The sequence below is a fragment of the Streptomyces sp. NPDC055632 genome (assembly GCF_053618675.1).
Genome location: NZ_JBSHHY010000003.1, coordinates 284,720 through 309,821, shown reverse-complemented (window position 1 = coordinate 309,821; position 25,102 = coordinate 284,720). Strand labels below are relative to the sequence as shown.

Here is a 25,102-nt window from a genome sequence, read left to right as displayed (position 1 = left end):
GGTGGCGCCCGGTGCCCCGGCCGCCCCACGGCGCCCCGCCGGCCGACCCCTGGTCGACCCCGCCCCTGAGCCCCACGGACTCCCCGTGGGCCCCGGGGGCCGTCGTGCTGCCGGGGGCGGGCGGGCACCCCCACGGCGCCCCGCCGGCGGGCGGTCTCGCCGGGGCCCGCCGGGTCGCCGTGCGCGGACGGCCCGTGGGCACGCACGGGCCCGGGCTCGGGTCCGGGTCCGGGTCCGGGTCCGGGAACGGAAGCGGTACGACGCCCGGGCCCCGAATCGACACCGGCGCCGGCACCGGCACCGGGACCGCGACCGACGCCGGGGCGGGCGCCGCGACCGGAGCCGAACCGGCCGCCGGAGCCGCGACCACGACCACGACCACCCCACCGACGGCGACGGCCACAACACCCCGCACCGGCCGACGCGCCCACGCACGCACGCGCGTGAGGAGACGCGCGCGGGCGAAGGGAGGCGGTGGCAGGCCCCAGGGCCGCGGTTTCCTCGCGAAGGCGGCGGCCGTGACCGCCGGGCTCACCGCCGTCGGGGCGGTGCTCGGGCTCGTGCGGGACCAGATCCTGGCCGGGTACTTCGGGGCCGGGGCCGCGACCGACGCGTTCCTGGTGGCGTGGACCGTGCCCGAGTTCGCCTCGACGCTGCTCATCGAGGACGCGATGGCCCTGATCCTGGTGCCCGCGTTCTCCCGCGCCCTGGCCCGGCGCGGCGACGGGGCGCTCGACGACCCGGTGCGCGCGCTCGTGCGCGGGACGCTCCCCCGGCTCACCCTCACCGTCGGCCTCGCCGCCGCCGTCCTCGTCGCCGCCGCCCCGCTGATCGTCAAGGCCCTCGCCCCCGGCCTCCCCGATCCGGCGCTCGCGGTCGACTGCACGCGCCTCACCGCGACCTGCGTGCTCTCCTTCGCCCTGGTCGGCTACTGCTCGGCCGCGCTGCGCGCGCACGGCCGCTTCCTGCCGCCGGCCATGATCTACGCGGCGTACAACGTGGGGATCATCGGCACGATCCTGGTCCTCCGCGATCCCTGGGGGGTGCGGTCGGCCGCCGCCGGGGTCGCGGTCGGCGGGGTCCTGATGGTCCTGGTCCAGGCGCCCTCCCTCGTACGGGAGCTGCGCTCCGGACCCGTACCCCCGCCGTCGCGGGCGTCCGCGCCCCGGGGCGGGCAGGACGGGCGGATCCTGGTGCTCGGCCTGATCGCCCCGGTCGTCGCGTTCTCGCTGTGCCGCCAGTCCCAGACGCTGATCGAGCGGTTCCTCGCCTCGCCGCTGCCCGCCGGGGCCATCTCGCACCTGAACTACGCGCAGAAGATCGCGCAGTTGCCGATGATCCTCTCCCTGATGCTGTGCACGGTCAGCTTCCCGGTGGTCGCCCGCGCCCTCGCGGCGGGCGACGAGGAGACCGCCCGCCACCGGGTCGAGCGGGACCTGCTGCTCGCCGCCGTCGTGGTGCTCGTCGGCGCCTCGACGGTGATCGCCGCCGCCCCCAGGATCGTGGAACTCCTCTTCGAAAGGGGCGAGTTCGGCAGCTCCGACACCACCGCGACCGCCGCCGTCATGCGGGTGTACGCCCTCGGCCTGCTGGGCCAGACGATGGTCGGCGCCCTGGTCCGCTGCTACTTCTCCGCCGCCCGCCCGCTCTGGTACCCGGCCGCCGCCATGGGCGCGGGGCTCGTCACGACCGGAGTCGCGGGCGTGCCCGGCGCCCAGCACTGGGGCGCGGTCGGCATCGCCGCCGCCAACGCCCTCGGGATCACCCTGACCGCCGTCCTGCTCCTGCGGGGCGCGCACCGCCAGTCCGTCCCGGTCCGGGCCGGCCGGCTCGGCGCGGGCCTGCTCCGGCTCGCCGCCGCCGGCGCGGGCGCCACCGGGGCCGGCTGGGCCTGCTCGGTCGCGATCGGCCCCGCCGTCCCCGCCGTCGCCGTCGCCGCCCTCGTCGCCACCTGCGTCTTCCTGCTCTTCCTCGCCTGCGCCCCCGAGGCGTCCGGCCTTCCGTCCCTGCCCCGCTCCGCCTACCGGAGGACCCCCCATGCCCGCCGTCACCGCGCTGAGCCGTCTGCTGCCGAAGCCGCCCCTGGGAAGGAGCCTCCCCCCGCGGGGCGGGTCGCCCCTGTGGGGAAGGCCTCCCCTGTGGGTGGCGATGTACCACTCGATCACGGACACCGCCGATGATCCGTACCGGGTGACCGTCTCCCCGGCGCGCTTCGCCCGGCAGCTGCGCTGGCTCGGCGACCGGGGGCTGCGCGGGGTGTCGGTGCGGGAGCTGCTGGCCGCCACCGCCCAGGGGCGCGCCAAGGGCCTGGTGGGCCTGACCTTCGACGACGGCTACGCGGACTTCGTGGACTCGGCGCTGCCGCTGCTCCGCCGGCACGGCTTCACCGCCACGGTGTACGTCCTGCCGGGCCGGCTCGGCGGCGAGAACGGCTGGGACACGGCCGGTCCGCGCAAGCGGCTGCTGTCCGGGGAGGAGATCCGGCGGATCTCCGGTGCCGGGATGGAGATCGGCTCGCACGGGCTGACGCACGTGGCGCTGCCCGAGGCCGACGACCGGACGCTCACCGCCGAGACCCGGCACAGTCGCGAGCTCCTGGAGGAAATGACGGGCCGCCCGGTGGAGGGCTTCTGCTACCCGTACGGGCAGGTCGACCCGCGCGCGATGCGCGCCGTGCGCCGGGCCGGCTACCGCTACGCCTGCGCGATCGACCCGGGTCCTCACACCGGCGCGTACGCCCTGCCCCGCGTCCACATCGGCGAGAACGACACCGCCTGGCGGCTCACCGCCAAGCGCGTGCTGCACCCGCTGCGCCGCCGCCGGCCCGCCGACCTGGCGGCCCCCGCCGCGCACGCCCCGGCCGTGGTCGGTGCGCGATGAGGGTCCTGCACGTCATCACCGGCCTCGGCATCGGCGGCGCCGAGCAGCAGCTCCGGCTCCTGCTGCGCCACCTCCCCGTCCAGGGCCGGGTGGTGACGCTCACCAACCCGGGCGCGGTCGCCGCCGGCATCGAGGCGGACGGCACCCCCGTCACCCACCTCGGCATGACCGGCAACCGCGACCTCGGGGCGCTCCCCCGGCTCGCCCGGGTCGTCCGGCAGGGCCGCTACGACCTCGTGCACACGCACCTGTACCGGGCGTGCGTGTACGGCAGGACGGCGGCCCGGATCGCCGGGGTGCGCCGGATCGTGGCCACCGAGCACTCCCTCGGCGAGCACCAGATCGAGGGCCGGCCGCTGTCGGCGGGCACCCGCGCCCTCTATCTGGCGTCCGAGCGGCTCGGCACCTCCACCGTCGCCGTCTCGCCCAGCGTGGCCCGCCGGCTCACGGACTGGGGGGTTCCCGAGGAGCGCGTCCGGGTGGTGCCGAACGGCATCGAGACCGGCCGGTTCGCCTTCGACCCGGACGCCCGCCGCCGGACCCGGGCGGCGCTCGGCCTCCCCGAGGACGCGTACGTCGTCGGCGGGGTCGGGCGGCTGGCCCCCGGGAAGCGGTTCGATCTGCTCGTACGGGCGGTGGCGGCGGTCCCGGAGGCCCGGCTGCTGCTCGTCGGGGAGGGCGGCGAGCGGGAGGAGCTGCTGCGGCTCGCCCGCGGGCTCGGGGCGGCCGGCCGGGTGCTGCTCGCCGGGGCCTGCGAGGACCCGCCGCCCGCCGGCTCGGCCGGGCCCTCGCTGCCCGGACTCCTCGCCGCGATGGACGCCTTCGTGTCCGCCTCCCCCGACGAGGCCTTCGGACTCGCGGTCGTCGAGGCGCTCGCGGCGGGCCTCCCCGTCCTGTACGCGGCGTGCCCGGCGGTCGAGGACCTGCCGGCGGACGCGGCCCCGGGCGCGCGCCGGACCGGCGGCTCCGCGGCCGAACTGGCCGCCGCCCTCCGTGACCTGGCGGAGGCCCGGCCCGCCCGGCTCCCGGTGCCGGAGGCCGCCCGCCACTACGACATCGCGCGCAGCGCCCGGCAGTTGATGTCCCTCTACGACCAGGCCGTCCACGGCACGCCGTCACCCGCAGAACGTTCCTGAAGCACCCGTGAAGTGAGAGAAGCCCGACCCATGAAGACCACCACAGCCTCCCGCGCCTTCCCGCCCGCCGGGCTCCGCCTCCCCGGCCGCTGGGCGGTGCTGCCCGCCGCCGTCCTCGCCGGGGCCGTGCTCGGCGGCGGCTACGGAGCCCTGAAGACGCCGGAGTACGCGGCGACCAGCTACGTCATCGTCGTACCGGGCGAGAAGTCCGACCCGGCGGGGGCGCTCGGCTTCGCCCAGGCGTACGGGCGGGTCGCCACCGACATCGCGGTGACCGGCGACGCCCAGGTGTGGGCCGGGGTGACGGCCGCGACGCTGCGGAAGCAGGTGACGGCGGAGACCTCCCCGGACGCCCCGATGATCTCGATCACCGCGCGGGCCGCCCGGCCCGCGAAGGCCGTGTCCATGGCCGACGGGGTGGCCCGGGCGCTCATCCTCGACAGCTCGCACGTGGCGTCCAGCACCGGCGTGAAGGTCGTGCAGTTCTCCCGCGCCACGAAGCCCGTCGACCCGGTCTCCCCGTCCGCGTCGCTCTCCGCGCTCGTCGGCGGCTGCGCGGGCGGCCTCCTCGGCGGTCTGGCCCTCCTCGTCCGCCCGAAGCGGGCCGCCGCGCAGAGCGAGTCCCGCCACTCCCGCCGGGCCGGGGCCCCGGTGCCCGCTCCGGCGGCCGGCACGCACCAGCCGGAGACGGTGTGACCGCGGGCGCCCTGCGGACGGAGGTCTGCCGTGACGAGGAGGGGTTCGGGCGGCTCGCGGCCGAGTGGACGGCGCTGTACGGCCGCTGCTCCTCCGCCACCCCCTTCCAGTCCCACTCCTGGCTGCACTCCTGGTGGCTCTCGTACGGGCGGCCCGGTGCGCTGCGGGTGGTGCTCGTACGGCGCGGGGACGGCGCACTGGTCGCCGCCGCGCCCCTGATGCGGGCCCGGGGCCCGCTGCCCGTCCTCACCCCGCTCGGCGGCTCGATCACCGACTTCACGGACGTGCTCCTCGACGACGACTGCCCGGAGGCGGCGCCCGCCCTGGCCCGGGCCCTCGCGCGGGCGGCCCGGGGCGCGGTGGTCGACCTGCGGGAGGTCCGGCCGGGCGCGGCCGGCGAACGGGTCTTCGCCCACTGGCGGGGGCCGCGCCGGCGGCTGCCCGACTCGCTGTGCCTGGAGCTGCCGGCCGTCCCGATGGAGGGCCTGCTCGAACGGATCCCCTCCGGGAAGGCCCAGCGGGTACGCGCCAAGCTGCGGAAGCTGGACGCGCTCGGCATCGACGCGCGCGTGGTGACCGGCGAGGAGGTCCCGGCCGCCCTGGACCGGCTCCTGACGCTGCACCGGCTCCAGTGGCAGGGCCGGGGCGTCACCGCCGAGCACACCAGCGAGCGCTTCGCCCAGCACCTGAACCGGGCCGTGCGGCCCATGGTGGAGCGCGGGGACGCGATGGTCACCGAGTTCCGGCTCGCCGGGGACGTGGTCGCCGCCGACCTGACGCTGATGTCGCCGCGGCTGGCCGGCGGCTACCTGTACGGGGCCGACCCGGCGCTGCGGGCCCGCAAGGTCGACGTGGCGACGATGCTGCTGCGGCACGGGGCCCGCGAGACCAGTGCGGGCGGGCGGGCCACGCTGAGCATGCTGCGGGGCAGCGAGTCGTACAAGCACCACTGGCGCCCGGAACCCGTCCGCAACCGCCGCCTGCTCCTCGCCGGGCCCGGTACGGCCCCGCTGCTCTGGCTCCGCGCGGGCGCGGCCGACGCGCGGCGCTGGGCGGCCCGCCAGGCACGGGAACGCGCCTGGGCGGGGCGGGCGCTCGACCGGGTCAAGGGTCGCCCGCCCCGCGACGGCGGTTGAGTTCCGCCCCGGTCAGAAGGGCCAGACGCCCTTGAGCGCCTCCTTCCAGTCGAGGTCGGCCCCGCCCTTCCAGGAGTCCTTCGACACGCAGACGGGCCCGCCGATCCAGCTCTCGACCCAGGAGCCGAGGTTGACGGTCCAGCAGTCCGGCTGGGGCACGGGCGTGGGCAGGGGCACGGGCGTGGGCTCGGGCTTCGGCTCGGGCTGTGTGGGGGTGGGTGTCGGCGTGGGAGTGGGAGTGGGAGTGGGCGTCGTCGGCGCGGGCTTCGGCTCAGGCTGTGTGGGAGTCGGTGTCGGTGTCGGTGTGGGCGTGGGCATCGGCTTGGGTTCCGGTGTCGTCTGCGTCGGCGCGGGCTTCGGCTCGGACTGCGTCGGCGTGGGTGTGGGCGTAGGCGTCGGTGTCGGCGCGGGTGTCGTCTGCGTCGGCGCGGGCTTCGGCTCGGACTGCGTGGGAGTCGGCGTAGGCGTCGGCGCGGGTTCCAACGTCGGAGTCGGAGTAGGCGTCGGCGTCGGCTCGGGCTTGGGTTCCGGCGCGGGCTGCGTGGGAGTGGGCGTCGGAGTGGGAGTGGGCGTCGGAGTGGGAGTGGGCGTAGGCGTCGGCTCGGGCGTCGGGAGCTCCGGCTCCTTCCCGTAGAGCATCTGACGGAACACCAGCGACGACCGCGGGTTGTCGTCGCACTGCCAGACGCCGTGCGGGCAGTAATCGGTGATCGTGTGGTAGAGCGGCTTGTGCAGCTCCATCCATTCGAGCATGCGCCGCATGTATTCCGGGTTGTCGCCGTTCCGGAAGAGGCCCCATTCCGGATAGGAGATCAGTTTTCCGTGCTCGGCCGCGAAATCGATCTGCTTCCGCAGACCGTACGGCTCGTTGACGTGTTCGTCGAAACTGCTCCCCGGCGGCTGGTCGTACGAATCCATGCCGATGATGTCGACGGTGTCGTCGCCCGGGTAGCACTCGGTCCACGGAACGGCGTCCCGGCCGCGGCTCGGGTTGAAGTCGAAGCGGAACTTCTGGCCGGGGACGGACCGCATCGCGGCGACGATGCGGTTCCAGTACGCCTTCCACGCCTCGGGGTCGGGGCCGCACCGGTGGGTGTAGGTGATGCCGTTCATCTCCCAGCCGAGGACGACGACGGTGTCGTTCGCCCTCAGCTCGACGAGGCGCCGGGCGAGGGTCCTGAAGTGGTGGTCGTACTGCCCGGCCGCACCGCGCCGGAGCAGTCGGCGGACCTCGGCGTCGGGGACGCGGGCCTCGTTGCGCTCCAGCATGGGGACGTTGAGGACGAAGAGGCGGTCGGCCTTCTCGTTGCGCCAGTTCGCCCAGGCGTCGAGGAAGCCGGGGGGTCCCTCGATGTTCTTCCAGAGGTCGCCGGGCAGGTAGGTGTGGCCGACGCGGAGTTCGCGGCCGCCGAGCCAGCGTTCGAGTTCGCCGATGCGGGCGACCCCATACGCGCCCGAGGAGAGGAAGGCCCCCATGGCGCCGGCGACCGACGACGGCCCGGGGTCCCGCGCTTCGCGCGTCTTCCCCGCCTCCCGTCCGTCCACGGGTTCCGCGGCGTGGGCGGAGGGCGACAGCGCGAGGGAGCCCGAGGCGAGGAGACCGGCGGTGAACACCCCCAGCCACGCTCTCGAAGTTCTCCGGCTTGCAGCTTTCATGGCCGCTCCTCCGCGTCGCGCAGTAGGTGACTGATCGTCAATCAGATGTTCCGAAAGTATTCCTAATAAGCCGTCCGTGAACTCGGCTTTCCTTCGCTCGCTGGTCCATTAGAGGATTTGATCGCCCGGTTGGTGCACCGAGACGAAGGGCATGCCGTGCCGAGTTATGACACCCGCGTCCCGGCCGTCCTCGTACGGCTCGACCGGAACCCCTTTCACCACGGCACGCTCGGGGCGGTCCGCTCGTTGGGCCGGGCGGGAATTCCGGTCCACGCCGTCGTCGAGTCGCGGTCCAGTCCGGTGGCCCGCTCCCGCCACCTCCGGTCGGCCCGCCCCGGTCCCGAGGCCGCCTCCTCCGCCGAGCTGGCCGACTTCCTCCTCCGGGTCGGGGACGAGGTGTCCGAAGGGGCGTCGGCCCCTCTGCTCGCCGTCCCGCTGGACGACGTCACCGCACTCGCCCTGGCCCGCCGCCGCGCCGAGCTCGCCCCGCGCTTCCTGCTGCCCGAGCAGACCGAGGCGCAGCTGCTGCGGGTCGCCGACAAGGCGGCGCTCGCCGAGACCTGCGCGGCCCTGGGCCTGCCCCACCCCCGTACCGCGCTCCCCGCCGACGCCGACGAGGCCGCCGCCATGGCCTGGGCGCTGGGCCTCCCGGTGGTCGCCAAGTGGAGCCGGCCCTGGCTGCTGCCGGCCGGCGCCGGGCTGCGCAGCACGTCGATCGTGCACTCGCTCGCCGAGGTCCGGGAGCTGTACGCCCGCGCCCCGGAGGCCGGCAGCCGGCTGCTCCTCCAGGAGCTCCTCCCCGAGGGCCGGGACCTGGACTGGTTCTTCCAGGGGTACGTGGACTCCGCGGGCCGCTGCCCGACCGGGGCGACCGGGCGCAAGGAGCGCGCCTGGCCCACCGGGGCCGGGCTGACCGCCGCGGGCCGCTGGACCGTGAACCCGGCGGTGGAGCGGACGGCCCGGACCCTGCTCGACGCGCTCGGCTACCGGGGCGTGTGCGACCTGGACTTCCGGCTCGACCGGACGACCGGCGCGTACCACCTGCTCGACTTCAACCCCCGGCCCGGCGCGCAGTTCCGGCTCTTCACCGACCAGGACGGCCTGGACGCGGTCCGGGCGCTCCACCTGGACCTCACCGGGCGCCCCGTACCCCCGCCCTCCCCCGCGTACGGGCGCCGGTTCGTGGCCGAGAACTACGCGCTGCTCTCGCTGCTCGCCGTCCCGCGCCGGCGGTACGCGGCCGAGACCGGCGGGGTGCGGCGGCCGACCGAGTGGGCGTGGTGGGCGGCCGACGACCCGCTGCCCGCGCTCGCCATGGGCCGCGCCTGGCTCGCGCACCTGCTGCGCAAGGCCCTGGCGGCGCTGCGCGGGCGGTGGACGCCCGGCGGGGCGCGCCCGGCGGACGCCGCCGCGCCACCGGCGCCCCGCACCGCCCCGGAGGACTCGTCCGACCGGCTCACCCCCCGTTGAACGCGGCCGCGGCACGACAAGGGCCGGCCCCGGGGAGAGGGTGCTCCCCGGGGCCGGCCCCGTGCGTGTCCGCGTACCGCGTCGGGTCAGTCGTTGACGCAGACGTTGCCGAGGGTCGGGTTCAGCAGCGCGATGATGTTCACGCTGTTGCCGCAGACGTTGACCGGGATGTGGATCGGGACCTGGATGACGTTGCCGGACAGGACGCCGGGCGAGCCGACGGCCGCGCCCTCCGCGTCGGCGTCCGCGAAGGCGGGCGACGCCACACCCATGGCCAGGACGATTCCGGCGACGACGGCCGCAGCCTTCTTACAGTTCATTTCGTCTGGATCCTTTCCTCGGCGGAAGAATTCTCACGGATCTCGTGATGCCCGGGGAGGGGATTTCCCCGGCCTCCGCAGTACACAACACAACGAACATCCCGCACAAAGGAAACCTGAATAACGCAGGAGGTGACTATTTCACCCCATTGCCAGCACGGAACCGCCCGCACGGAACAATGCCGGCGCCCGAACGGAACAGGGCCGGAGGAGAACGTCGCCGTTCTCCTCCGGCCCTGCCGTACGCGCCGCGGGTCAGCCGTTGGCGACACCGTTCCCGGAGAGGACCGGGATGTCGTCCAGGATGTGCGACAGCGGCTCGTCGCCCTTGGCCTGGGTCGAGTTGTCCGCGCACTGCTGGTTCTGCGGGGAGGACAGGACGTTGACGTCCTGGACGGTGACCGGGATGCCGCCGATGAGGGAGCCGAGGTTGCCCTTGACCGGAACACCGAGGCAGAGCTTGTTCAGCGAGCCCTGGACCAGCGTCATCTGGGGGCTCAAGTCGCCCGCGGTCTCCGAGTTGCCGTACGCCTGGGTGGCGCCGTTGCCGCTGAGCGAGGTGGTACCGCCGTCGTCGGCGATCGCCAGCGCCGGGGAGGCCGCCGCGGCAGAAGCGCCGACGACGGAGGCCGCAACAGCCGCAGCCGCCACAATCTTCTTGATCACGGTGATTCCGTTCCTGTTCCCACCAATCGACCTGATTGATGCGCCCGGCTCAACTGCCTCCGGAGGGTTTGGTTCCGGCGCTTCACCCTTTCGAAGGGGCACTCGTTTCGCGCTGCCGCGCGCGCTCCGCCAAGAGGGTGACACGACGGAACCCCCGCGTCCGGGCCCCTGTTGATCAGGTCGCTCCCTGCACGGAGCAGGTTCTAGAAGGGAACTCCCGTGATCAAGAAGGTTATGGCCACCGCGGCCGCGGCCGTCTCCATCGTCGGCGCCTCCGCCGCCGTGGCCTCCCCGGCGCTCGCCATCAGCAACGACGGCGGCACCACCTCGTTCAGCGGCAACGGCGCCACCCAGGCGTACGGCAACTCCGCCACGTACGGCAACATGAGCCCGCAGATGGCTCTGATCCAGGGCTCGCTCAACAAGCCCTGCATCGGCCTGCCGGCCAAGCTCAACCTCGGCTCCCTCATCGGCGTCGTCCCGATCACCGTCCAGGACGTCAACGTCCTGTCCTCCCCGCAGAACCAGCAGTGCGTCGAGAACTCCACCCAGGCCAAGGGCGACGAGCCGCTGTCGCACCTCCTGGAGGACATCCCGATCCTGTCGGGCAACGGCGTCGGCAACAGCTGACGTCCCCGTCCGGACGCGACGCCGTTCACACGTCACGTTCCCGCGTCAGGGGCCGCCCTCCGGGGCGGCCCCTTTCGTCGTGCCGTACGTCTCCTCAGCGCGGCCAGACCGGGGCCGCCATCAGGCGCTCCCACTCCCGGTCCGGCACCCCCGGCACCGCGCGGCCCGCCTGCGTCCACTGCGTCACCAGGGCGGAATAGACCGGGAACGGAGTGCGGTCCGCGGGGGTCGGGTCGCTCACGTACCGGCTCTTCGGAATGAAGGCCATCCGTTCCCATTTCCCGGGCTCCGGCGCCATCTTCGCTCCTTCCGCTGGGATTCCCGCATCATTACACAATGGGCGCGGGAGAGTGATTCACCCTCTCCACGCCGCGTCGCGCACCTGTGTGCGAACGGCTCGAAATACGGTGCGGGGCAGGGTGTTTCGCTCATCTGCCCGTAGTCCGTCCGGTGGACTTCCCGGAACCTTCGGCATTCCCGCCGGTTGATCAGTACGGCTCGGCAATCGGCGAGCCAGTATCCGAAAGGCCTGAACTGATGAAGAAGCTGTTCGCTACGGCTGCTGTGGCCGCGACGGTCCTCGGCGCGACGGCGACGGGCGCCGGGCAGGCGCTCGCGATCGCCGACGACGGTGGCACCACCTCGCTCAGCGGCAACGGCGCCACCCAGGCGTACGGCAACTCCGCCACCTACGGCAACATGAGCCCGCAGCTCGCGCTGGTCCAGGGCTCGCTCAACAAGCCCTGCGTCGGCCTGCCGGCCAAGGTCAACGCCGGTTCGCTGATCGGCCTCATCCCGATCACGGTCCAGGACATCAACGTCCTGTCCTCCCCGCAGAACCAGCAGTGCGTCGAGAACTCGACCCAGGCCAAGGGCGACGAGCCGCTGTCGCACATCCTCAGCGACATCCCGGTCCTGTCCGGCAACGGCGCCGGCAACAGCTGAGCGACCGGACCCGGTTCCGGCGCGGCCCCGCCGCCCCTCTTCGGAGGGGTGGCGGGGCCGTCCCCGTTCCGGGCCCGTCTCAGAGCTTCCGGCGCAGCTCGTCCGGGTCGGTGACCGGCGCGTCGCAGGTGAAGCGGCGGCAGACGTACGCGGCGGGTCCCCCGGCCACCAGCGGCCGGCCCTCCAGGAGCGGGAACTCCTCGCCGCCGGGGGCGCCGGCGGCGAGGACCGCGCCGGGTGCGGTGGCCAGGAGCGCGGCGCGGCGCAGCTCCCGGAAGGCCTCGTCGCCGGGGTCGCCCACGACGGCGACCTCCCGGGGGCCGTCGAGGAGGGCCTCGGCGACGGCCAGGCCCCAGCCGATGAAGCGGGGCGCGCGGGGGCCGAGGGCCTTGACGACGCCGAGGGCCCCTTCGGCGGCGGCCCGGTGGGCCTCGGAGCCGGTGTGGGCCGCGTACGAGAGCAGGGCCCCGGCGGCGGCGGTCCAGCCGGACGGGGTGGCGTTGTCGGTGGGGTCCTGGGGGCGCCGGATGAGGGTCTCGGCGTCGTGGGCCGTGTCGTACAGCGCGCCGCCCTCGGCGGTGAAGCGGTCGAGGACGAGGTCGAGGAGGAAGCCGGCGAACTCCAGCCAGGCGCCCTCGCCGGTGACGGCCGCGAGGGCGAGGAAGCCCTCGGCCACGTCGGCGTAGTCCTCCAGGACGCCCGCGTTGGTGCCCGCCCGGCCGTCCTTGGACGTACGGGTGAGGCGGGCGCCCTCGTCCATGTGGACCCGGACGAGCAGGTCGGCGGCCTCGGTGGCGCGCTCGACCAGGTCGGGGCGGTCGAAGAGGGCGCCGGTCTCGGCGAGCGCGGCGATCGCGAGGCCGTTCCAGGCGGCGACGACCTTGTCGTCCCGGCCCGGGCGGGCGCGCTCCTCGCGGGCGGCGCGGAGCCGGCCGGCGATCGACGCGATCCGCTCCGCGTCGGCGACACCCGCGTCCTGCGGGAGCTGGAGGACGGAGCTGCCCTCCTCGAAGGTGCCGTCCTCGGTGACGCCGTAGTGGGCGGCGGCGACGGCGGCGTCCTCGGGGCCGAGCACCTCGGCGAGCCGCTCGGGGGTCCAGACGTAGTAGGCGCCTTCGACGTGCTTGCCGGTGCCGTCGTCGGAGTCGGCGTCGAGCGCGGAGGCGAAACCGCCCTCGGGCGTGCGGAGTTCCCGTACCAGGAAGTCGGCGGTCTCCAGGGCGACCCGGCGGGCCAGGTCGCTGCCGGTGGCCTTCCAGAGGTGCGCGTACACCCGGCAGAGCAGGGCGTTGTCGTACAGCATCTTCTCGAAGTGCGGGACCGTCCAGGTGCGGTCGACGGCGTAGCGGGCGAAGCCGCCGCCGAGCTGGTCGTAGATGCCGCCGCGGGCCATGGCCTCGCAGGTGTCGGAGGCCATCTGGAGGGCGCCCTCGGAGCCCGTGCGGGCGTGGTGGCGGAGCAGGAACTCCAGGACCATCGACGGCGGGAACTTGGGGGCGCCGCCGAAGCCTCCGCGGGTGGCGTCGTACTCGCGGGTGAGGCCGAGGAGGGCCTGCGCGAGGTCCTCCTCACCGGGGACGCCGTCGCCGCCGTACGCGAGGGAGCGGCCGGCGAGCTCCTTCACGATCCGCTCCGCGACCTCGTCCACCTCCCCGCGCCGCCCGGCCCAGGCGTCCCGGACGCCCGCCAGGACTTCGCCGAAGGAGGGCATGCCGTGACGGGGCTCGGGCGGGAAGTACGTGCCGAAGTAGAAGGGCGCGGCGTCCGGCGTGAGGAACACGGTCATCGGCCAGCCGCCCTGCCCGGTGGCGGCCTGGACCGCCTCCATGTAGACGGCGTCGACGTCGGGCCGCTCCTCGCGGTCGACCTTGACGGCGACGAAGCCGTCGTTGATCAGCGCGGCGGTGGCGTCGTCCTCGAAGGACTCGTGGGCCATGACGTGGCACCAGTGGCAGGCGGAGTAGCCGACGCTCAGGAGGACGGGCACGTCGCGCCGCCGCGCCTCCTCGAACGCCTCGGGTCCCCACGGCCACCAGTCGACCGGGTTCTCAGCGTGCTGAAGCAGATACGGCGAGGTCACACCAGCCAACCGGTTCATACCGCCATCGTCGCACGGGGGCCTTCCGGGGTCACGAACCCCCGTGGGCCCGGCTCGCGTCCTCGAAGGCGAGTCGGAGGGCGGGGCGGCCGGGGTCCTCGCCGGGCATGCCCGGTGGGAGGACCGGGGCCAACGCGTGGAACACCGCCTCCAGGTGCGGCCGGTCGTGGTCGGCGAGCGTCTCGGTGGACTGGAGCAGCAGGCCGCCGGCGTGCAGTTCGCGCACCGCGTGGAAGGCGCCGGTGGCCTCCAGTGCGGTCGGACCGCCGAGTCGGGCGGCCAGTTCGGCGGGGACGCCGGTGACCCACGAGTAGCCGCGCAGCAGGGTCCGGGATTCGCGCAGCGAGCGGCGGTGGGGGCGCTTCAGGGCCGCCTCCAGGTCGGTGGTCTCCTGGAAGTCGAGGTGGCCGATCCGCGCGAAGGCGGGGTCGGCCCCGTCCAGGGCGGTGGCGAGGAAGTCGACCAGGTGCGCGCACCAGGCGGCGTCGGCGATGCGCTCGGCGCCCCGCACCTGGGCCGACAGTTCGGTGTGGCTGCCGCCTCGGCCCGTTCGCGTACCGCCGATCCGGCCGTGATCGTCGATCCGGACTCCACCGGGGGACGGCTCGTGGAAGCCCGCCGCGGCGTGGAACGGTGAAGGGCGCCGCGGGGCGCGGCCGCCCGCTCGTCGGGCGTGGCCCGGAGGGTGACGTCCGTACGGGGGGCCTCGTCGTCCATCGGTGCGTCCCTTTTCTCGTCGTACCGGGAGGATGTGGCGCCGGCTCGAACCTACCGGGGTGATCGGTCGCCGTGGGCGTCGCCTCCTCCCTCGCGCCGGAGTGCGTCGCGCAGGAGACTGGGGCCGTCTCGTCGGGTACGTGCGGAGGGGGAACGCGGATGAGGGAGAGTCACCGGGCCGAGGCCGAGGGGCTGTTGGAGCGGGTCGTGGCGGAGGAGGTGCGCGACCGGGGCCGGGGGGACGCCGGGGCGCTGCTCGCGCGGGGGCGGGCCGAGTTGGACGTGATGGCCGCGGGCGTGAGCGGGGAGTACGTGGAGTTCCTGCGGGCCGTGGAGGCGGCGGAGGCCGGGAGGGGCGGCGGGTCCCGGGGCGGTGGGGCCGCGCTGGTCGCCGGGGTCGCGGCCGTCGCGGCGGTCGGGGCCGATCTGGCCCTCGGCACGTCGGCGGGGACCGCGCTCGGCGCGGGTGCCGCGGTGGCGGTGGCCGGGGCGGCGGCGAGCGTGCTGAGGGCGACGTCCGGGTCCCGGGCCGTGGCCCCCGGGGGCGTCGAGGAGGCGCGGGCTCGGTGGTTGGCGGCTCTGGAGAGCCGTGGAGTGCGGCCGTTCGTGGAAAGGGAGTCGGCCGCCTCCGAGCCCGCTCCCGCCGTGCGGTCGCTGCGGGGTGTCGACCGGAGTGCCGCGGCTCGGAGCCGTACCGTCCTGGAGCGGTCCTTCGGGCAGTTGCCCGAGCCTGCCGGGGTGTTCGCGGGGCGGCGGGAGGAGCTGGAGCGGATCGCCGGGTGGGTGCGGGAGGGCAGGGCCTCGGTGGAGACCCGGCCGACCGTGGTGCTGCTGCACGGCGCGCCGGGGTCGGGGCGCACCGCGCTCGCGGTCGGGGCCGCGCACGCGCTGCGCGAGCGGTTCCGCGGGGCGTGCGTGGTGGACCTGCGGGGGAACGCCACGGCCGTGCCGGGTACGGCGGCCGAGGGGCCGGTCGCGACCCGGGAGGCGCTGCTGCACCTGCTGAACCGGCTCGGCGCCCCGCGTGAGCGGCTGCTCTTCCGGGAGGGCGCCCCAGTGGAGCAACAGGTGCGGCGGCTCACGGAGTCGTACCACCGGCAGCTCGCCGGGACGCCGGTGGTGGTGGTCCTGGACGACGCCGTGGACGCGGCCCAGGTGCGGGCCCTGCTGCCCGGGCGTTCGGAGAGCCTGGTCCTGGTGACCTGCCGGGAGCCGCTGGACCTCGGTCCGGACGTGCCGGCCGCCGTGCACGCCCTTGAAGTGGCGGCGCTCGACGCGGCCGGGGCGGAGGAGCTGCTGCGGGCGGCGGGCGGCCCCGGGCCGTACGACGCGGAGGCCGCCGGGCGGATCCGGGAGCTGTGCGGCGGGCTCCCGCTGGCGCTGCGGGCGGCGGGCTCCCTCCTCGGGCGGCGGTCCGCGGTCGAGGTGGCGGAGCTGCTCGGCCGGCCGGAGCGGGGCACGGACCCCGTCGGGCGCGCCCTGCACGCGCGGTACTCCGCCGACCTCGACGACGACTCCCGGCGGCTCCTGCGGCGGCTCGCGCTCGCCGGGCGGGCCTCGCTCGGCGCGGCGGCGGCCGGGGCGCTGCTCGGCACGGACGGCGCCGAGGGGGTGCGGCTGCTGCGCGGTCTCGCCGGCGCGGGGCTCCTGGACCACGTGCGCGGGGAGCGGTACCGGCTGCACGACGCGGTGCGCGGCTTCGCGGCGGCCCGGCTCCTCGACGAGGAGGACGCGGCGGCGGCCGCGGCGGCCCAGGAGCGCCTGATCCGCAACTACGCGGAGCTGGCGGACGCGGTGATCCGGATGGTCGACGGCAAGATGTCGACCCGCGCCGACCGGTTCGGCGGGCACGGCTTCGGCTCCCTGGAGGCGGCCCTGAACTGGCTCGACGAGGAGACCAGCTTCATCACGGCGGCGCTGCGGCACAGCCGGGGCGTCGACCAGCGGACCGTGCTCGACCTGCTCGGCGCGCTCTGCGACTACTGCCTGCTGCGCGGCGACCTCTACCGGCTCGGGGAGATCGACGAGCTGGCCGCGTCGGTCGGGCAGGGGCCGCTGTCGCGCTCGGTGCGGTGGCGGACCGGCATCGCGGCCCGGCAGATCGGCGAGCTGGACAAGGCGCGCACGACCCTGACCTCGGTCGTCTCCTCGTACCGGGAGGACCGCCGGGACCCGGAGGCGGCCCTCGCGCTCTGCTCGCTCGGGATCACCCTGCACCACCAGGGGAAGCTGGCGGAGGCGGCGGAGCGGCTGCGGGAGGCGCTCGCGCTCCAGGAGCCGGAGGCGCTCGCCGCCGACCGGGGCTGGACGCTGCACGCGCTCGCGGCCGTGGAGCGGGACCGGGGGCGGCTCGCGGAGGCGGCGGCGCTGCTCGACCGGTCCCTCGCGCTGCACCGGGCGCACGAGTCCCCGCACGGCGAGGCGTGGGCGCACTTCCAGCGCGGCCAGGTGCTGCTGCTGCGCGGTGACGTGCCGGGCGCCGAGGCCGAGCTGCGGTCCGCGCTCGACGGGTACGGGCGGATCCACGACGGGCGCGGCGAGGCCTGGGCGCTGACCCAGCTCGCGCGGGCCCGGCTCGCCGCCGGGGACGCCGAACCGGCCGTGGAGGGGCTGCGCGGCGCGCTGGCCCGGCACCGGGAGCAGGAGGACGCGCGGGGTGAGGCGTGGACGCTGTACCACCTGGGGCACGCCCTGGAGGAGCGCGGCGACCGCGACGAGGCGGTGCGGGAGCTGGGGCGGGCGCGGACGCTGTTCTCCCGGATGCGGGACGTGTACGGGCTCGCCTGCGCCCGGCACCACTCGGGCCGGGTCACCCGCGACCAGCTCGCGGCCCGTACGGGCGGTCTGCGGAACTCGGGCTTCGCCCGTCAGCTCCTCGTGGACGCGCGGGCGGACTACCACCGGATCGGGGTGGCGCACGGGGAGGCCTGGACCTGTCTGGAGCTGGCGGTCGTCGACGCGGGCAACGCGCGCGTGCCGCAGGCGCTGGGCCTGTGCGACGAGGCGCGGTCCCTGTTCGCCTCGTACGGCGATCTGCGCGGTGCGGACTGGGCCCGCTTCCTGCGCTGCACCCTGCTCCCGCACGCGGCCCCGGGCTCCCCGGAGCCGGGGACGGCGACGGCCCGGGAGGAGCTGGCGGCCCTGGTCGTGGACCGGCACCCGGCGCGCGACCCGCGCCTGGACGACTGCGCCGAGGCGTACGGGGCGGTCCTGGCGCGCGGTGTGGACGCGGGGACGCCGTGGCAGGCCTGGGACCTGGGCCTGGTCCCGAACCGGCAGGCGCGGGACGTACTGGGGGTGCCGACGGCACCGGGGGCGCCGGGAACGCCGGAGGTGCCGGAGGTGCCGGGAGGGTAGGTCCTCCGGCCGGGCCCGGGCGTCGGGTCCTCCCCGCCGGAGCCTCCCCGGCCGGGGCCTTGCCCCGCCCCGTACCGCCTGCCGCTCGTCGACCGCCTACCGCTCGCCGGCGCAGAGGTGCCGGGCGAGCGGGCCACCCGTACGCGCGGGCGTGCAAAGGCGCGGGCGCCCGTCCCCCGCGGGCCGCCCGCCCCCGCGCGCGTCCGGACGCGCGGACGCCCCCCGGGGCGTACCGCGGGGGTACGGCCCGGAGGGCGGGGTGTCCGTGGCCGGGAGGGTCGCCGCTTCCCGGGGCCCGGTCGGATCCGCCGCTTCTCGGTGGTTCCGGCCGGGGCCGCTACTTCTTGGGCGTCTCCGCCGGGGTCGCCGGCGTGGCCGCCGGGTCCGGGGCCTCCTCGAAGGAGACCCGGCCCATGTGGCGGTTCATCGACTTCATCAGCATCCAGACCGCCAGGGCCAGGACCGCGAAGACGACGAAGCCGAGGACGCCGGGGGTCACCTTGTTCTTGTCCAGCTCTTCGGCGGCGAAGGGGACAAGCTGGGTCAGTGCCAGGTGTGCGCTCATGTCAGGCATTGTCGCGGATGCCCGCGAAGAGATCTTCCTCGGGGAGGGAGGTCGGCACCAGCGCCTTGCTGAGCTCGTACTCCTCCGTCGGCCAGACCTTCTTCTGGATCTCCATGGGGACGCGGAACCAGCCGCCGTCGGGGTCGATCTGGGTGGCGTGGGCGATCAGCGCCCGGTCCCGGACCTCGAAGAAGTCGGCGCAGGGCACGAAGGTGGTCAGGGTCCGCTCCTTGCGCTCGAACTCCTTCCAGCGCTCCAGCCACTCCCCGTACGGGGACTCCAGGCCCTGGTCGAGGAGGGCCTGGTGCAGGGCCTCGGTGCGGGGCCGGTTGAAGCCCTGGTTGTAGTAGAGCTTCAGGGGCTGCCAGACCGGGCCGAACTCGTCCACGGGGAACTTCTCGGGGTCGCCCGCGCCGTCGAAGGCCACCATCGTGATCTTGTGGGTCATGATGTGGTCGGGGTGCGGGTAGCCGCCGTTCTCGTCGTAGGTCGTGACGACCTGGGGACGGAAGGAGCGGATCTTGCGGACCAGCTCGCCGGCCGCCTCGTCGACGTCCTGGAGGGCGAAGCAGCCCTCGGGGAGCGGGGGCAGCGGGTCGCCCTCGGGCAGGCCCGAGTCGACGAAGCCCAGCCACTCCTGGGAGACGCCGAGGATCTCGCGGGCCTCGTCCATCTCCTTGCGGCGCACCTCGTGGATGTTCTCCTCGATGTAGGGGTCGCCCTGGAGCTTGGGGTTGAGGACCGAGCCGCGCTCGCCGCCCGTGCACGTCACCACCAGGACGTCCACCCCCTCGGACACGTACTTGGCCATCGTGGCCGCACCCTTGCTCGACTCGTCGTCGGGGTGGGCGTGCACGGCCATCAGTCGCAGCTGGTCAGTCAAGACTCGATCCTCAGTGATTGGTCGCGGAGGGAGGTCTCTATAGTGACGGAATCGGGGGGCCGAAAATTCCGCCACCCCCGGCTTCGAGAGGATCGATCATGAGCGCGGTGCGAGAGCAGCCGCCCGAGGGGCGTTACGGACGCTCCGAGGACGAGCGGGCCGACCGCAGGCTCAAGGTCGTCGGGTCGGTGCTCGGAGTCCTCTTCCTCGGCCTCCTCGGCTGGTTCGGCTGGTACTACGTCGTCGACAGCAGGATCAGCGCCGAGCTGATCAAGTTCGACGTGGTGAGCGCCACCGAGGTCCAGGTGCACCTGGAGGTCCGCAAGGACGAGGGCGTCGAGGGCGTCTGCACCCTGCGCTCGCGCGCCGAGGACGGGACCGAGGTGGCCCGCAAGGACGTGCGGATCGACGACCCCGCCGCCCGGGTCGACCAGGTCTTCTCCCTCCGCACCACCGCGCACGCGACGAGCGCCGAACTGATCGGGTGTACGGCCCGGTAGCGGTGGGTAGGGAGCCGGTGACGAGTCCCGGCGGGTCACCACCGTGACCTGGGGTGACGCCATTCCGTGGTTTATGTCCTCCCGCTTTTCGCCACTGATTGTTAGGCTCGTGGTTTCGCCCACCCGGGACAGCACAGCATTCCCGTGTAGGGCGATGCTTTGTATTCCCAGTACCTACGAGGAGCACCTGTGACCCAGACCAGCGACAACGTCACCTGGCTCACCCAGGAGGCGTACAACAAGCTCAAGGACGAGCTTGAGTACCTGTCTGGTCCCGCGCGTACCGAGATCGCCGCCAAGATCGCCGCCGCGCGCGAAGAGGGCGATCTGCGCGAGAACGGCGGGTACCACGCGGCCAAGGAGGAGCAGGGCAAGCAGGAGCTCCGGGTCCGTCAGCTCACCCAGCTGCTCCAGCACGCCAAGGTGGGCGAGGCTCCGGCGGACGACGGCGTCGTCGAGCCCGGCATGGTCGTCACGATCGCCTTCGACGGCGACGAGGACGACACCCTGACCTTCCTCCTCGCCTCCCGCGAGTACGCGAGCGGTGACATCGAGACCTACTCGCCGCAGTCCCCGCTGGGCGTCGGCGTCAACGGCAAGAAGGCCGGCGACGACGCCGAGTACGAGCTGCCGAACGGCAAGAAGGCCGCGGTGAAGATCCTCAGCGCGAAGCCGTACACCGGCTGAGGCTCCCGCTTCACGACCGACCGAGGGCCGGACCCCATGGGGGTCCGGCCCTCAGTGGTACGTCTCGGCCGTGCGCCTCACCCGTACACGCGTGCGCGTGGTGACGCGGTGCCGGGGGTCAGGACGCCGCCGAGCGGTACTTGCGGACCGCGAGGGTCCGGAAGAAGGCGACGATCAGGACCGACCAGATGATCGAGGCCCAGACCGGGTGCTGCATCGGCCAGGCGTCCGAGGTCGAGACGCCGGGGTTGCCGAACAGCTCCCGGCACGCCTGCACGGTGGCGCTGAAGGGGTTCCACTCGGCGATGTGGCGCAGCCAGGGCGTCATCTGGTCCGAGTCCACGAACGCGTTCGAGATGAACGTGACCGGGAAGAGCCAGATGATGCCGCCCGAGGTGGCGGCCTCCGGGGTGCGGACGGAGAGGCCGATCAGGGCGCCGATCCAGGTGAAGGCGTAGCCGAGGAGGAGCAGCAGGGCGAAGCCGGCCAGGACCCTTCCGGGGTTGGTCGGCTCGGCGGAGCCGGTGCGCCAGCCCACCAGGAGCGCGACGATCGCGAGGACGAGCAGCGTGACCGACGTCTGGGCGAGGTCGGCGACGGTGCGGCCGGTGAGGACCGCGCCCCGCGCCATCGGCAGCGAGCGGAAGCGGTCGATGATCCCCTTCTGCATGTCGTCGGCGATGCCGGCCGCCGATCCCGCCGTGGCGAAGGTGACGGTCTGCGCGAAGATGCCCGCCATCAGGAAGTCCCGGTAGACGTCGGGGTCGAGGGTGCCGCCGATCGCCATCGAGCCGCCGAAGACGTACGTGAAGAGCACCACGAACATCACCGGCTGGATGACCCCGAAGAGGATCATCTCGGGGATCCGGGTCATCCGGATGAGGTTGCGCTTGGCGACGACGAGGGAGTCGCCGAGGGACTGGGCGATGCCCCCGCGCGGCCGGGGGGCCGGGGCCGGGGCCTCGGTGGTCACGGTGCTCACTTCGCCTCCTCCTTCACGTCCTCGGCGGTCTCCGCGTCCTTCGCGGCCTTTCCGCGGTGCCTGCGGCCCCGGCCGTCCTGCTGGTCCGGGGCGCCGTCCTCCTCCTCTTCCCGCTCGGCCGCGTGGCCGGTCAGGGAGATGAAGACGTCGTCGAGGGTCGGGCGGCGCAGGCCGATGTCGTCGATCTCGACGCCGACGGCGTCCAGGTCGCGGATGACCTCGGCGAGCAGCTTCGCGCCGCCGGTGACGGGGACGGTGAGCATGCGGGTGTGCTCCTCGACGGAGACCTCGGCACGGCCCGGACCGGGATCGCCGAGCCCACCGGGGCCACCGGAGCCACCGGTGTCGCCGGGACCGCCCGCGCCCGCGACGCCGTAGCGGCCGAGGACCTCCCGGGCGCCGGCGAGCATCCCCCGCTCCCGGACGACGACCTCGACGCGCTCGCCGCCCGTCTGCGCCTTGAGCTGGTCGGAGGTGCCGCGCGCGATGACCCGGCCGTGGTCGACCACGCAGATGTCGTGGGCGAGGTGGTCGGCCTCCTCCAGGTACTGGGTGGTGAGGAGCAGGGTCGTACCGCCGGCGACCAGCTCCTTGATGACCTCCCAGAGCTCCTGCCGGTTGCGCGGGTCGAGGCCGGTGGTCGGCTCGTCCATGAACATGACCGGCGGGGAGACCACGAGCGCGGCCGCGAGGTCGAGGCGGCGCCGCATGCCGCCCGAGTACGTCTTGGCGGGGCGGTCGGCGGCCTCGGCGAGGTGGAACCGTTCGAGCAGCTCGCCCGCCCGCGCCTTCGCCGCCCTCGCCTTCATCTGGTAGAGCTGTCCGACCATCTGGAGGTTCTCGCGGCCGGTGAGGTACTCGTCGACGGCCGCGAACTGGCCGGAGAGGCCGATCGAGCGGCGCACCGCGTCGGGGTGCTGGAGGACGTCGATCCCGGCGACCACGGCCCGCCCGCTGTCGGGCCGCAGGAGGGTCGTCAGGACGCGCACGGCGGTGGTCTTCCCCGCGCCGTTCGGGCCGAGCAGGCCCAGGACGGTGCCCTCGGGTACGTCGAGGTCCACCCCGTCCAGAGCTCGTACGTCACCGAAGGTCTTCACCAGACCCTCGGCGTAGATCGCGCCTGGCATGTGGGTACTCCCCATGGATCGGGACTTTTTCCCACCGATCCTAGGTTTGGGGGACGGCCCGCGCCCACCGAATAAGTGATCTGCGCCACAAGCCGAGGTCAGGGGCGTACGGGGGGCGGTCGAGGACCGCGTACCCGGTGTACGGAGGTCAGTCGAGGACCGTGTACCCGGTGTACGGAGGTCAGTCGAGGACCGTGTACCCGGCGTCCCGCAGCGCCTCCGTCACCTCCCGGCAGTGCTCCGGGCCCTTCGTCTCCAGGTGCAGCTCGACCTCCGCCTCCGTCAGGCCGAGCCTCGGGTCGGTCCGTACGTGGCTGACGTCCAGGACGTTGGCGTCGACCACCGTCAGGGCCGCGAGGAGCGACGCGAGGACCCCCGGCCGGTCCGTCACGCGCAGCCGCAGGCTCAGGTAGCGGCCCCCGGCGGCCATGCCGTGCCGCAGCACGCGCTGGAGGAGGAGCGGGTCGACGTTGCCGCCGGAGAGGACCGCGACCACCGGGCCCCGGAAGGATCCCGGGTCGGAGAGCAGGGCCGCGACCGGGCTGGCGCCCGCAGGTTCCACGACCAGCTTGGCGCGCTCCAGGCAGAGCAGCAGGGCGGAGGAGAGCGCGTCCTCGGAGACCGTGCGGACCTCGTCCACGTACTCCCTGACCAGGTCGAACGGCACGTCCCCGGGCCGGCCCACCTTGATGCCGTCGGCCATCGTCACCGGCGACTCGACGACCACCGGGTGCCCGGCGGCCAGCGAGGGCGGATAGGCGGCGGCGCCCTCCGCCTGCACTCCGATCACCCTCACGTCCGGGCGCAGCGACTTCACCGCGAGCCCGATGCCGGCCACGAGACCGCCGCCGCCGACGCCGACCACGATCGTGCGGACCTCGGGGCACTGCTCCAGGATCTCCAGGCCGACCGTGCCCTGCCCGACGATGACGTCGGGGTGGTCGAAGGGGTGGATGAGGACGGCGCCGGTCTCGCGCGCGTACTCCTCCGCCGCCGCGAGCGTCTCGTCCACGACCTGCCCCTGGAGGCGGACCTCGGCGCCGTACTCCCGGGTCGCCGCGACCTTCGGCAGCGGGGCGCCGACCGGCATGAAGACGGTGGCGCGCACGCCGAGCAGCCGCGAGGCGAGCGCGACGCCCTGCGCGTGGTTGCCGGCGGAGGCGGCGACGACCCCGGCGGCCTTCTCCTCGGGCCGCAGCCCGGCGATCCGCACGTACGCCCCGCGCAGTTTGAAGGAGCCGGTCCGCTGGAGGTTCTCGCACTTGAGGTGCACCGGCGCTCCCACCAGGGAGGACAGGTGCCGGCTGCCCTCCATCGCCGTCACGCGGGCCACCCCGGACAGCATCTTCTGCGCCCCGCGCACGTCGTCGAGCATCAGCCGGTGCAAGGGGTGTGGTGTACGGAAGCTCATGACAGCAAGTCTCGCAGCTCACGGCCCTGGTGACCGCCCGGCGGGCAGGTGTCCGAACGGGTTTGGACGGGCCCGGTACGGACCCCCCCGGGTCCGCGTACTCTGTCCCCCACCGTCCGACCGCTCCCGCACGAGAGAGACCCACAGCCATGCCCCCGTCCCAGGACATGACGACCGCTCTCGACCCCGGTCTCCTCGACGCCCTCCAGCACCAGGTGGCCGTCTTCGCCCGCCGGGCCGAGCAGACCCGCCTCGGCGGCACCGGCCAGCTCCGCAACTCCATGGACCGGGCCGCGTACCTGCTCCTCAACAGGCTCGACCAGGAAGGCCCGATGGGCGTCAAGGCGCTCGCGGCGGGCATGGGGATCGACTCGTCGACGGTCACCCGCCAGGTCGCCCCGCTCGTCGACACCGGCCTGGTGAAGCGCGCCTCGCACCCCGAGGACGGGCGGGCGGTCGTCCTCCAGCTCTCGCAGCGCGGGCTCGCGCGCCTGGAGGAGGTCCGCGCCTCGCGCCGCCGGCTGATGGCCGAGGTCACGGAGGGCTGGACGCCGGACGAGCGCGAGGCCTTCTGCACCCTGCTCACCCGCTTCAACACCGCCCTGTCCGCACGCCAGTCGGCGCACAGCGGGCACCTCCCGGCCGAGCCGGGGGCCACGGGCGGAAGCGAGTCCGCTCCGGCCTCCTGACCCCGCGCCCTCCTGACGCGCGTCCTCGCGCACGTACGCGGTGTGGGACCGGCTGCGCGACGACGACCCGTACGCCCGCGCGCGCGACGGGCTCGTGCTCCGCTTCGCGCGCGCCGGAGCGGCGCCGCCGCTCGAAGCCGGGTGAGAACGGTCCTAGGCTGGAAGGGAACGGCACGCGCACGGGTGCCGAGGAGGCTGTCATGACCAGGAAAGTCGCCGACTGCCGCAGGACGCCGAGCGTCATGGACTGCACCCTCACCATCGTCGGTGAGGAGGAGGAAGTGGTGCGGGCCGCCGCCGAGCACGCGGTCTCCGTCCACGGCCACGAGGACACCCCCGAGCTGCGGGCCACGGTCCGCGCGGACCTGGAGGACGAGAAGGTCCCGGCCTGAGGGCGCGCGAAAGCACAGGAACACAGCGGCACAGCAGCACAGCAGCACGCGGAAAAACGGAAACGGGCGGGGGGGGGGGCCCCCGGGGCCCGCCCCCCCCCCGGGGCGGCCGCCCCCCCGGGGTGGCCCCCGCCCGCCCCCCGGGGGGGGGGTTTAAAA

At 74.4% G+C, this 25,102-nt stretch carries 24 protein-coding genes; 13 read left to right on the top strand and 11 right to left on the bottom strand.

Annotation, left to right across the window (positions count from 1 at the left end):
- Nucleotides 1–443 precede the first annotated feature (443 nt).
- From murJ to ACWGSR_RS06660, 5 genes are read left to right on the top strand one after another with little or no spacing between them, the layout of a single operon-like run.
- Nucleotides 444–2,180 carry a murein biosynthesis integral membrane protein MurJ gene (murJ, locus tag ACWGSR_RS06680; RefSeq protein WP_453564218.1) on the top strand — a complete coding sequence of 579 codons (1,737 nt, stop codon included), beginning with the start codon at nt 444–446 and terminating at the stop codon, nt 2,178–2,180.
- Nucleotides 2,149–2,880: a polysaccharide deacetylase family protein gene (locus ACWGSR_RS06675; RefSeq protein WP_376235001.1), complete on the top strand. Its 732-nt coding sequence runs from the start codon at nt 2,149–2,151 to the stop codon at nt 2,878–2,880. The genes murJ and ACWGSR_RS06675 overlap by 32 nt, the downstream gene beginning before the upstream one ends.
- On the top strand, nt 2,877–4,016 hold the full coding sequence (locus tag ACWGSR_RS06670; RefSeq protein ID WP_453563996.1) for a glycosyltransferase: 1,140 nt from the start codon (nt 2,877–2,879) through the stop codon (nt 4,014–4,016). The genes ACWGSR_RS06675 and ACWGSR_RS06670 overlap by 4 nt, the downstream gene beginning before the upstream one ends.
- A 30-nt stretch (nt 4,017–4,046) precedes the next feature.
- The gene (locus ACWGSR_RS06665) at nt 4,047–4,712 is read left to right on the top strand and encodes a lipopolysaccharide biosynthesis protein (protein ID WP_453563993.1); all 666 of its coding nucleotides are present in this window, start codon (nt 4,047–4,049) and stop codon (nt 4,710–4,712) included.
- Complete coding sequence (locus tag ACWGSR_RS06660; RefSeq protein ID WP_453563990.1) at nt 4,709–5,848, top strand: GNAT family N-acetyltransferase; 1,140 nt, start codon at nt 4,709–4,711, stop codon at nt 5,846–5,848. Before ACWGSR_RS06665 ends, ACWGSR_RS06660 begins: the two co-directional genes overlap by 4 nt.
- 12 nt (nt 5,849–5,860) lie before the next feature.
- Here the strand turns inward: ACWGSR_RS06660 and ACWGSR_RS06655 are convergent, their stop codons facing one another.
- A complete protein-coding gene (locus tag ACWGSR_RS06655) occupies nt 5,861–7,462 on the bottom strand; it encodes a glycoside hydrolase family 26 protein (RefSeq protein WP_453563987.1) in 1,602 nt (533 codons plus the stop codon).
- A gap of 198 nt (nt 7,463–7,660) precedes the next feature.
- On the opposite strand from ACWGSR_RS06655, the gene ACWGSR_RS06650 reads away from it, so the two are divergent.
- On the top strand, nt 7,661–8,974 hold the full coding sequence (locus tag ACWGSR_RS06650; protein WP_453563984.1) for a carboxylate--amine ligase: 1,314 nt from the start codon (nt 7,661–7,663) through the stop codon (nt 8,972–8,974).
- 86 nt (nt 8,975–9,060) lie between these two features.
- On the opposite strand, the gene ACWGSR_RS06645 is transcribed toward ACWGSR_RS06650, so the two are convergent.
- Both ACWGSR_RS06645 and ACWGSR_RS06640 read right to left on the bottom strand, forming a co-directional pair.
- The gene (locus ACWGSR_RS06645; protein WP_376234817.1) at nt 9,061–9,294 is read right to left on the bottom strand and encodes a chaplin; all 234 of its coding nucleotides are present in this window, start codon (nt 9,292–9,294) and stop codon (nt 9,061–9,063) included.
- Between the two features lie 255 nt (nt 9,295–9,549).
- Complete coding sequence (locus ACWGSR_RS06640) at nt 9,550–9,960, bottom strand: rodlin (RefSeq protein WP_376234815.1); 411 nt, start codon at nt 9,958–9,960, stop codon at nt 9,550–9,552.
- Nucleotides 9,961–10,179: 219 nt separating this feature from the next.
- Here ACWGSR_RS06640 and ACWGSR_RS06635 point away from each other — a divergent pair, with 219 nt between their 5' ends.
- Nucleotides 10,180–10,590 (top strand): rodlin, encoded by a 411-nt coding sequence (locus ACWGSR_RS06635; protein ID WP_376234812.1) that lies wholly within the window; start codon nt 10,180–10,182, stop codon nt 10,588–10,590.
- Nucleotides 10,591–10,684: 94 nt separating this feature from the next.
- Here ACWGSR_RS06635 and ACWGSR_RS06630 read toward each other — a convergent pair whose 3' ends face one another.
- The gene (locus ACWGSR_RS06630; protein WP_366371388.1) at nt 10,685–10,831 is read right to left on the bottom strand and encodes a hypothetical protein; all 147 of its coding nucleotides are present in this window, start codon (nt 10,829–10,831) and stop codon (nt 10,685–10,687) included.
- A gap of 296 nt (nt 10,832–11,127) precedes the next feature.
- Between ACWGSR_RS06630 and ACWGSR_RS06625 the strand changes: the two genes are divergently transcribed.
- Entirely contained in the window at nt 11,128–11,535 is a 408-nt protein-coding gene (locus ACWGSR_RS06625) for a rodlin (RefSeq protein ID WP_376234805.1), read from the top strand.
- Nucleotides 11,536–11,614: 79 nt separating this feature from the next.
- On the opposite strand, the gene ACWGSR_RS06620 is transcribed toward ACWGSR_RS06625, so the two are convergent.
- Nucleotides 11,615–13,633, bottom strand: coding sequence for a thioredoxin domain-containing protein (locus ACWGSR_RS06620; protein ID WP_453563979.1), 2,019 nt, complete (start codon nt 13,631–13,633; stop codon nt 11,615–11,617).
- A 31-nt stretch (nt 13,634–13,664) separates the two neighbouring features.
- Nucleotides 13,665–14,144 (bottom strand): hypothetical protein, encoded by a 480-nt coding sequence (locus tag ACWGSR_RS06615; RefSeq protein WP_453563976.1) that lies wholly within the window; start codon nt 14,142–14,144, stop codon nt 13,665–13,667.
- 365 nt (nt 14,145–14,509) lie between these two features.
- On the opposite strand from ACWGSR_RS06615, the gene ACWGSR_RS06610 reads away from it, so the two are divergent.
- Nucleotides 14,510–17,707 (top strand): tetratricopeptide repeat protein, encoded by a 3,198-nt coding sequence (locus tag ACWGSR_RS06610; RefSeq protein WP_453563974.1) that lies wholly within the window; start codon nt 14,510–14,512, stop codon nt 17,705–17,707.
- 337 nt (nt 17,708–18,044) lie between these two features.
- Here ACWGSR_RS06610 and ACWGSR_RS06605 read toward each other — a convergent pair whose 3' ends face one another.
- Nucleotides 18,045–18,281: a hypothetical protein gene (locus ACWGSR_RS06605; RefSeq protein WP_376246051.1), complete on the bottom strand. Its 237-nt coding sequence runs from the start codon at nt 18,279–18,281 to the stop codon at nt 18,045–18,047.
- Nucleotides 18,274–19,155 carry a mycothiol conjugate amidase Mca gene (mca, locus tag ACWGSR_RS06600; protein ID WP_376246054.1) on the bottom strand — a complete coding sequence of 294 codons (882 nt, stop codon included), beginning with the start codon at nt 19,153–19,155 and terminating at the stop codon, nt 18,274–18,276. The genes ACWGSR_RS06605 and mca overlap by 8 nt, the downstream gene beginning before the upstream one ends.
- A 98-nt stretch (nt 19,156–19,253) precedes the next feature.
- Here mca and ACWGSR_RS06595 point away from each other — a divergent pair, with 98 nt between their 5' ends.
- The gene (locus tag ACWGSR_RS06595) at nt 19,254–19,655 is read left to right on the top strand and encodes a DUF4307 domain-containing protein (RefSeq protein ID WP_376246057.1); all 402 of its coding nucleotides are present in this window, start codon (nt 19,254–19,256) and stop codon (nt 19,653–19,655) included.
- Nucleotides 19,656–19,844: 189 nt separating this feature from the next.
- A complete protein-coding gene (gene greA, locus ACWGSR_RS06590) occupies nt 19,845–20,342 on the top strand; it encodes a transcription elongation factor GreA (protein WP_121833827.1) in 498 nt (165 codons plus the stop codon).
- 118 nt (nt 20,343–20,460) lie between these two features.
- Here greA and ACWGSR_RS06585 read toward each other — a convergent pair whose 3' ends face one another.
- The 3 genes from ACWGSR_RS06585 to ilvA form a co-directional block, all read right to left on the bottom strand.
- Complete coding sequence (locus ACWGSR_RS06585; protein ID WP_453564214.1) at nt 20,461–21,315, bottom strand: ABC transporter permease; 855 nt, start codon at nt 21,313–21,315, stop codon at nt 20,461–20,463.
- 5 nt (nt 21,316–21,320) lie between these two features.
- Nucleotides 21,321–22,451 (bottom strand): ATP-binding cassette domain-containing protein, encoded by a 1,131-nt coding sequence (locus tag ACWGSR_RS06580; protein WP_453563970.1) that lies wholly within the window; start codon nt 22,449–22,451, stop codon nt 21,321–21,323.
- A gap of 181 nt (nt 22,452–22,632) precedes the next feature.
- A complete protein-coding gene (gene ilvA / locus ACWGSR_RS06575) occupies nt 22,633–23,862 on the bottom strand; it encodes a threonine ammonia-lyase (protein ID WP_376246064.1) in 1,230 nt (409 codons plus the stop codon).
- A gap of 149 nt (nt 23,863–24,011) precedes the next feature.
- Here ilvA and ACWGSR_RS06570 point away from each other — a divergent pair, with 149 nt between their 5' ends.
- Both ACWGSR_RS06570 and ACWGSR_RS06565 read left to right on the top strand, forming a co-directional pair.
- The gene (locus ACWGSR_RS06570) at nt 24,012–24,551 is read left to right on the top strand and encodes a MarR family winged helix-turn-helix transcriptional regulator (protein ID WP_376246067.1); all 540 of its coding nucleotides are present in this window, start codon (nt 24,012–24,014) and stop codon (nt 24,549–24,551) included.
- Between the two features lie 200 nt (nt 24,552–24,751).
- Nucleotides 24,752–24,943, top strand: coding sequence for a DUF1059 domain-containing protein (locus ACWGSR_RS06565; RefSeq protein ID WP_453563967.1), 192 nt, complete (start codon nt 24,752–24,754; stop codon nt 24,941–24,943).
- Nucleotides 24,944–25,102 lie beyond the last annotated feature (159 nt).

Bases quoted from the DNA above. Each gene is read 5' to 3' on its own strand.
- ACWGSR_RS06675 (WP_376235001.1), top strand. From the start codon at position 2,149: ATGTACCACTCGATCACGGACACCGCCGATGATCCGTACCGGGTGACC.
- ACWGSR_RS06670 (WP_453563996.1), top strand. From the start codon at position 2,877: ATGAGGGTCCTGCACGTCATCACCGGCCTCGGCATCGGCGGCGCCGAG.
- ACWGSR_RS06665 (WP_453563993.1), top strand. From the start codon at position 4,047: ATGAAGACCACCACAGCCTCCCGCGCCTTCCCGCCCGCCGGGCTCCGC.
- ACWGSR_RS06645 (WP_376234817.1), bottom strand. From the start codon at position 9,294: ATGAACTGTAAGAAGGCTGCGGCCGTCGTCGCCGGAATCGTCCTGGCC.
- ACWGSR_RS06625 (WP_376234805.1), top strand. From the start codon at position 11,128: ATGAAGAAGCTGTTCGCTACGGCTGCTGTGGCCGCGACGGTCCTCGGC.
- ACWGSR_RS06620 (WP_453563979.1), bottom strand. From the start codon at position 13,633: ATGAACCGGTTGGCTGGTGTGACCTCGCCGTATCTGCTTCAGCACGCT.
- ACWGSR_RS06610 (WP_453563974.1), top strand. From the start codon at position 14,510: ATGAGGGAGAGTCACCGGGCCGAGGCCGAGGGGCTGTTGGAGCGGGTC.
- ACWGSR_RS06605 (WP_376246051.1), bottom strand. From the start codon at position 18,281: ATGCCTGACATGAGCGCACACCTGGCACTGACCCAGCTTGTCCCCTTC.
- ACWGSR_RS06595 (WP_376246057.1), top strand. From the start codon at position 19,254: ATGAGCGCGGTGCGAGAGCAGCCGCCCGAGGGGCGTTACGGACGCTCC.
- ACWGSR_RS06580 (WP_453563970.1), bottom strand. From the start codon at position 22,451: ATGCCAGGCGCGATCTACGCCGAGGGTCTGGTGAAGACCTTCGGTGAC.
- ilvA (WP_376246064.1), bottom strand. From the start codon at position 23,862: ATGAGCTTCCGTACACCACACCCCTTGCACCGGCTGATGCTCGACGAC.
- ACWGSR_RS06570 (WP_376246067.1), top strand. From the start codon at position 24,012: ATGCCCCCGTCCCAGGACATGACGACCGCTCTCGACCCCGGTCTCCTC.
- ACWGSR_RS06565 (WP_453563967.1), top strand. From the start codon at position 24,752: ATGACCAGGAAAGTCGCCGACTGCCGCAGGACGCCGAGCGTCATGGAC.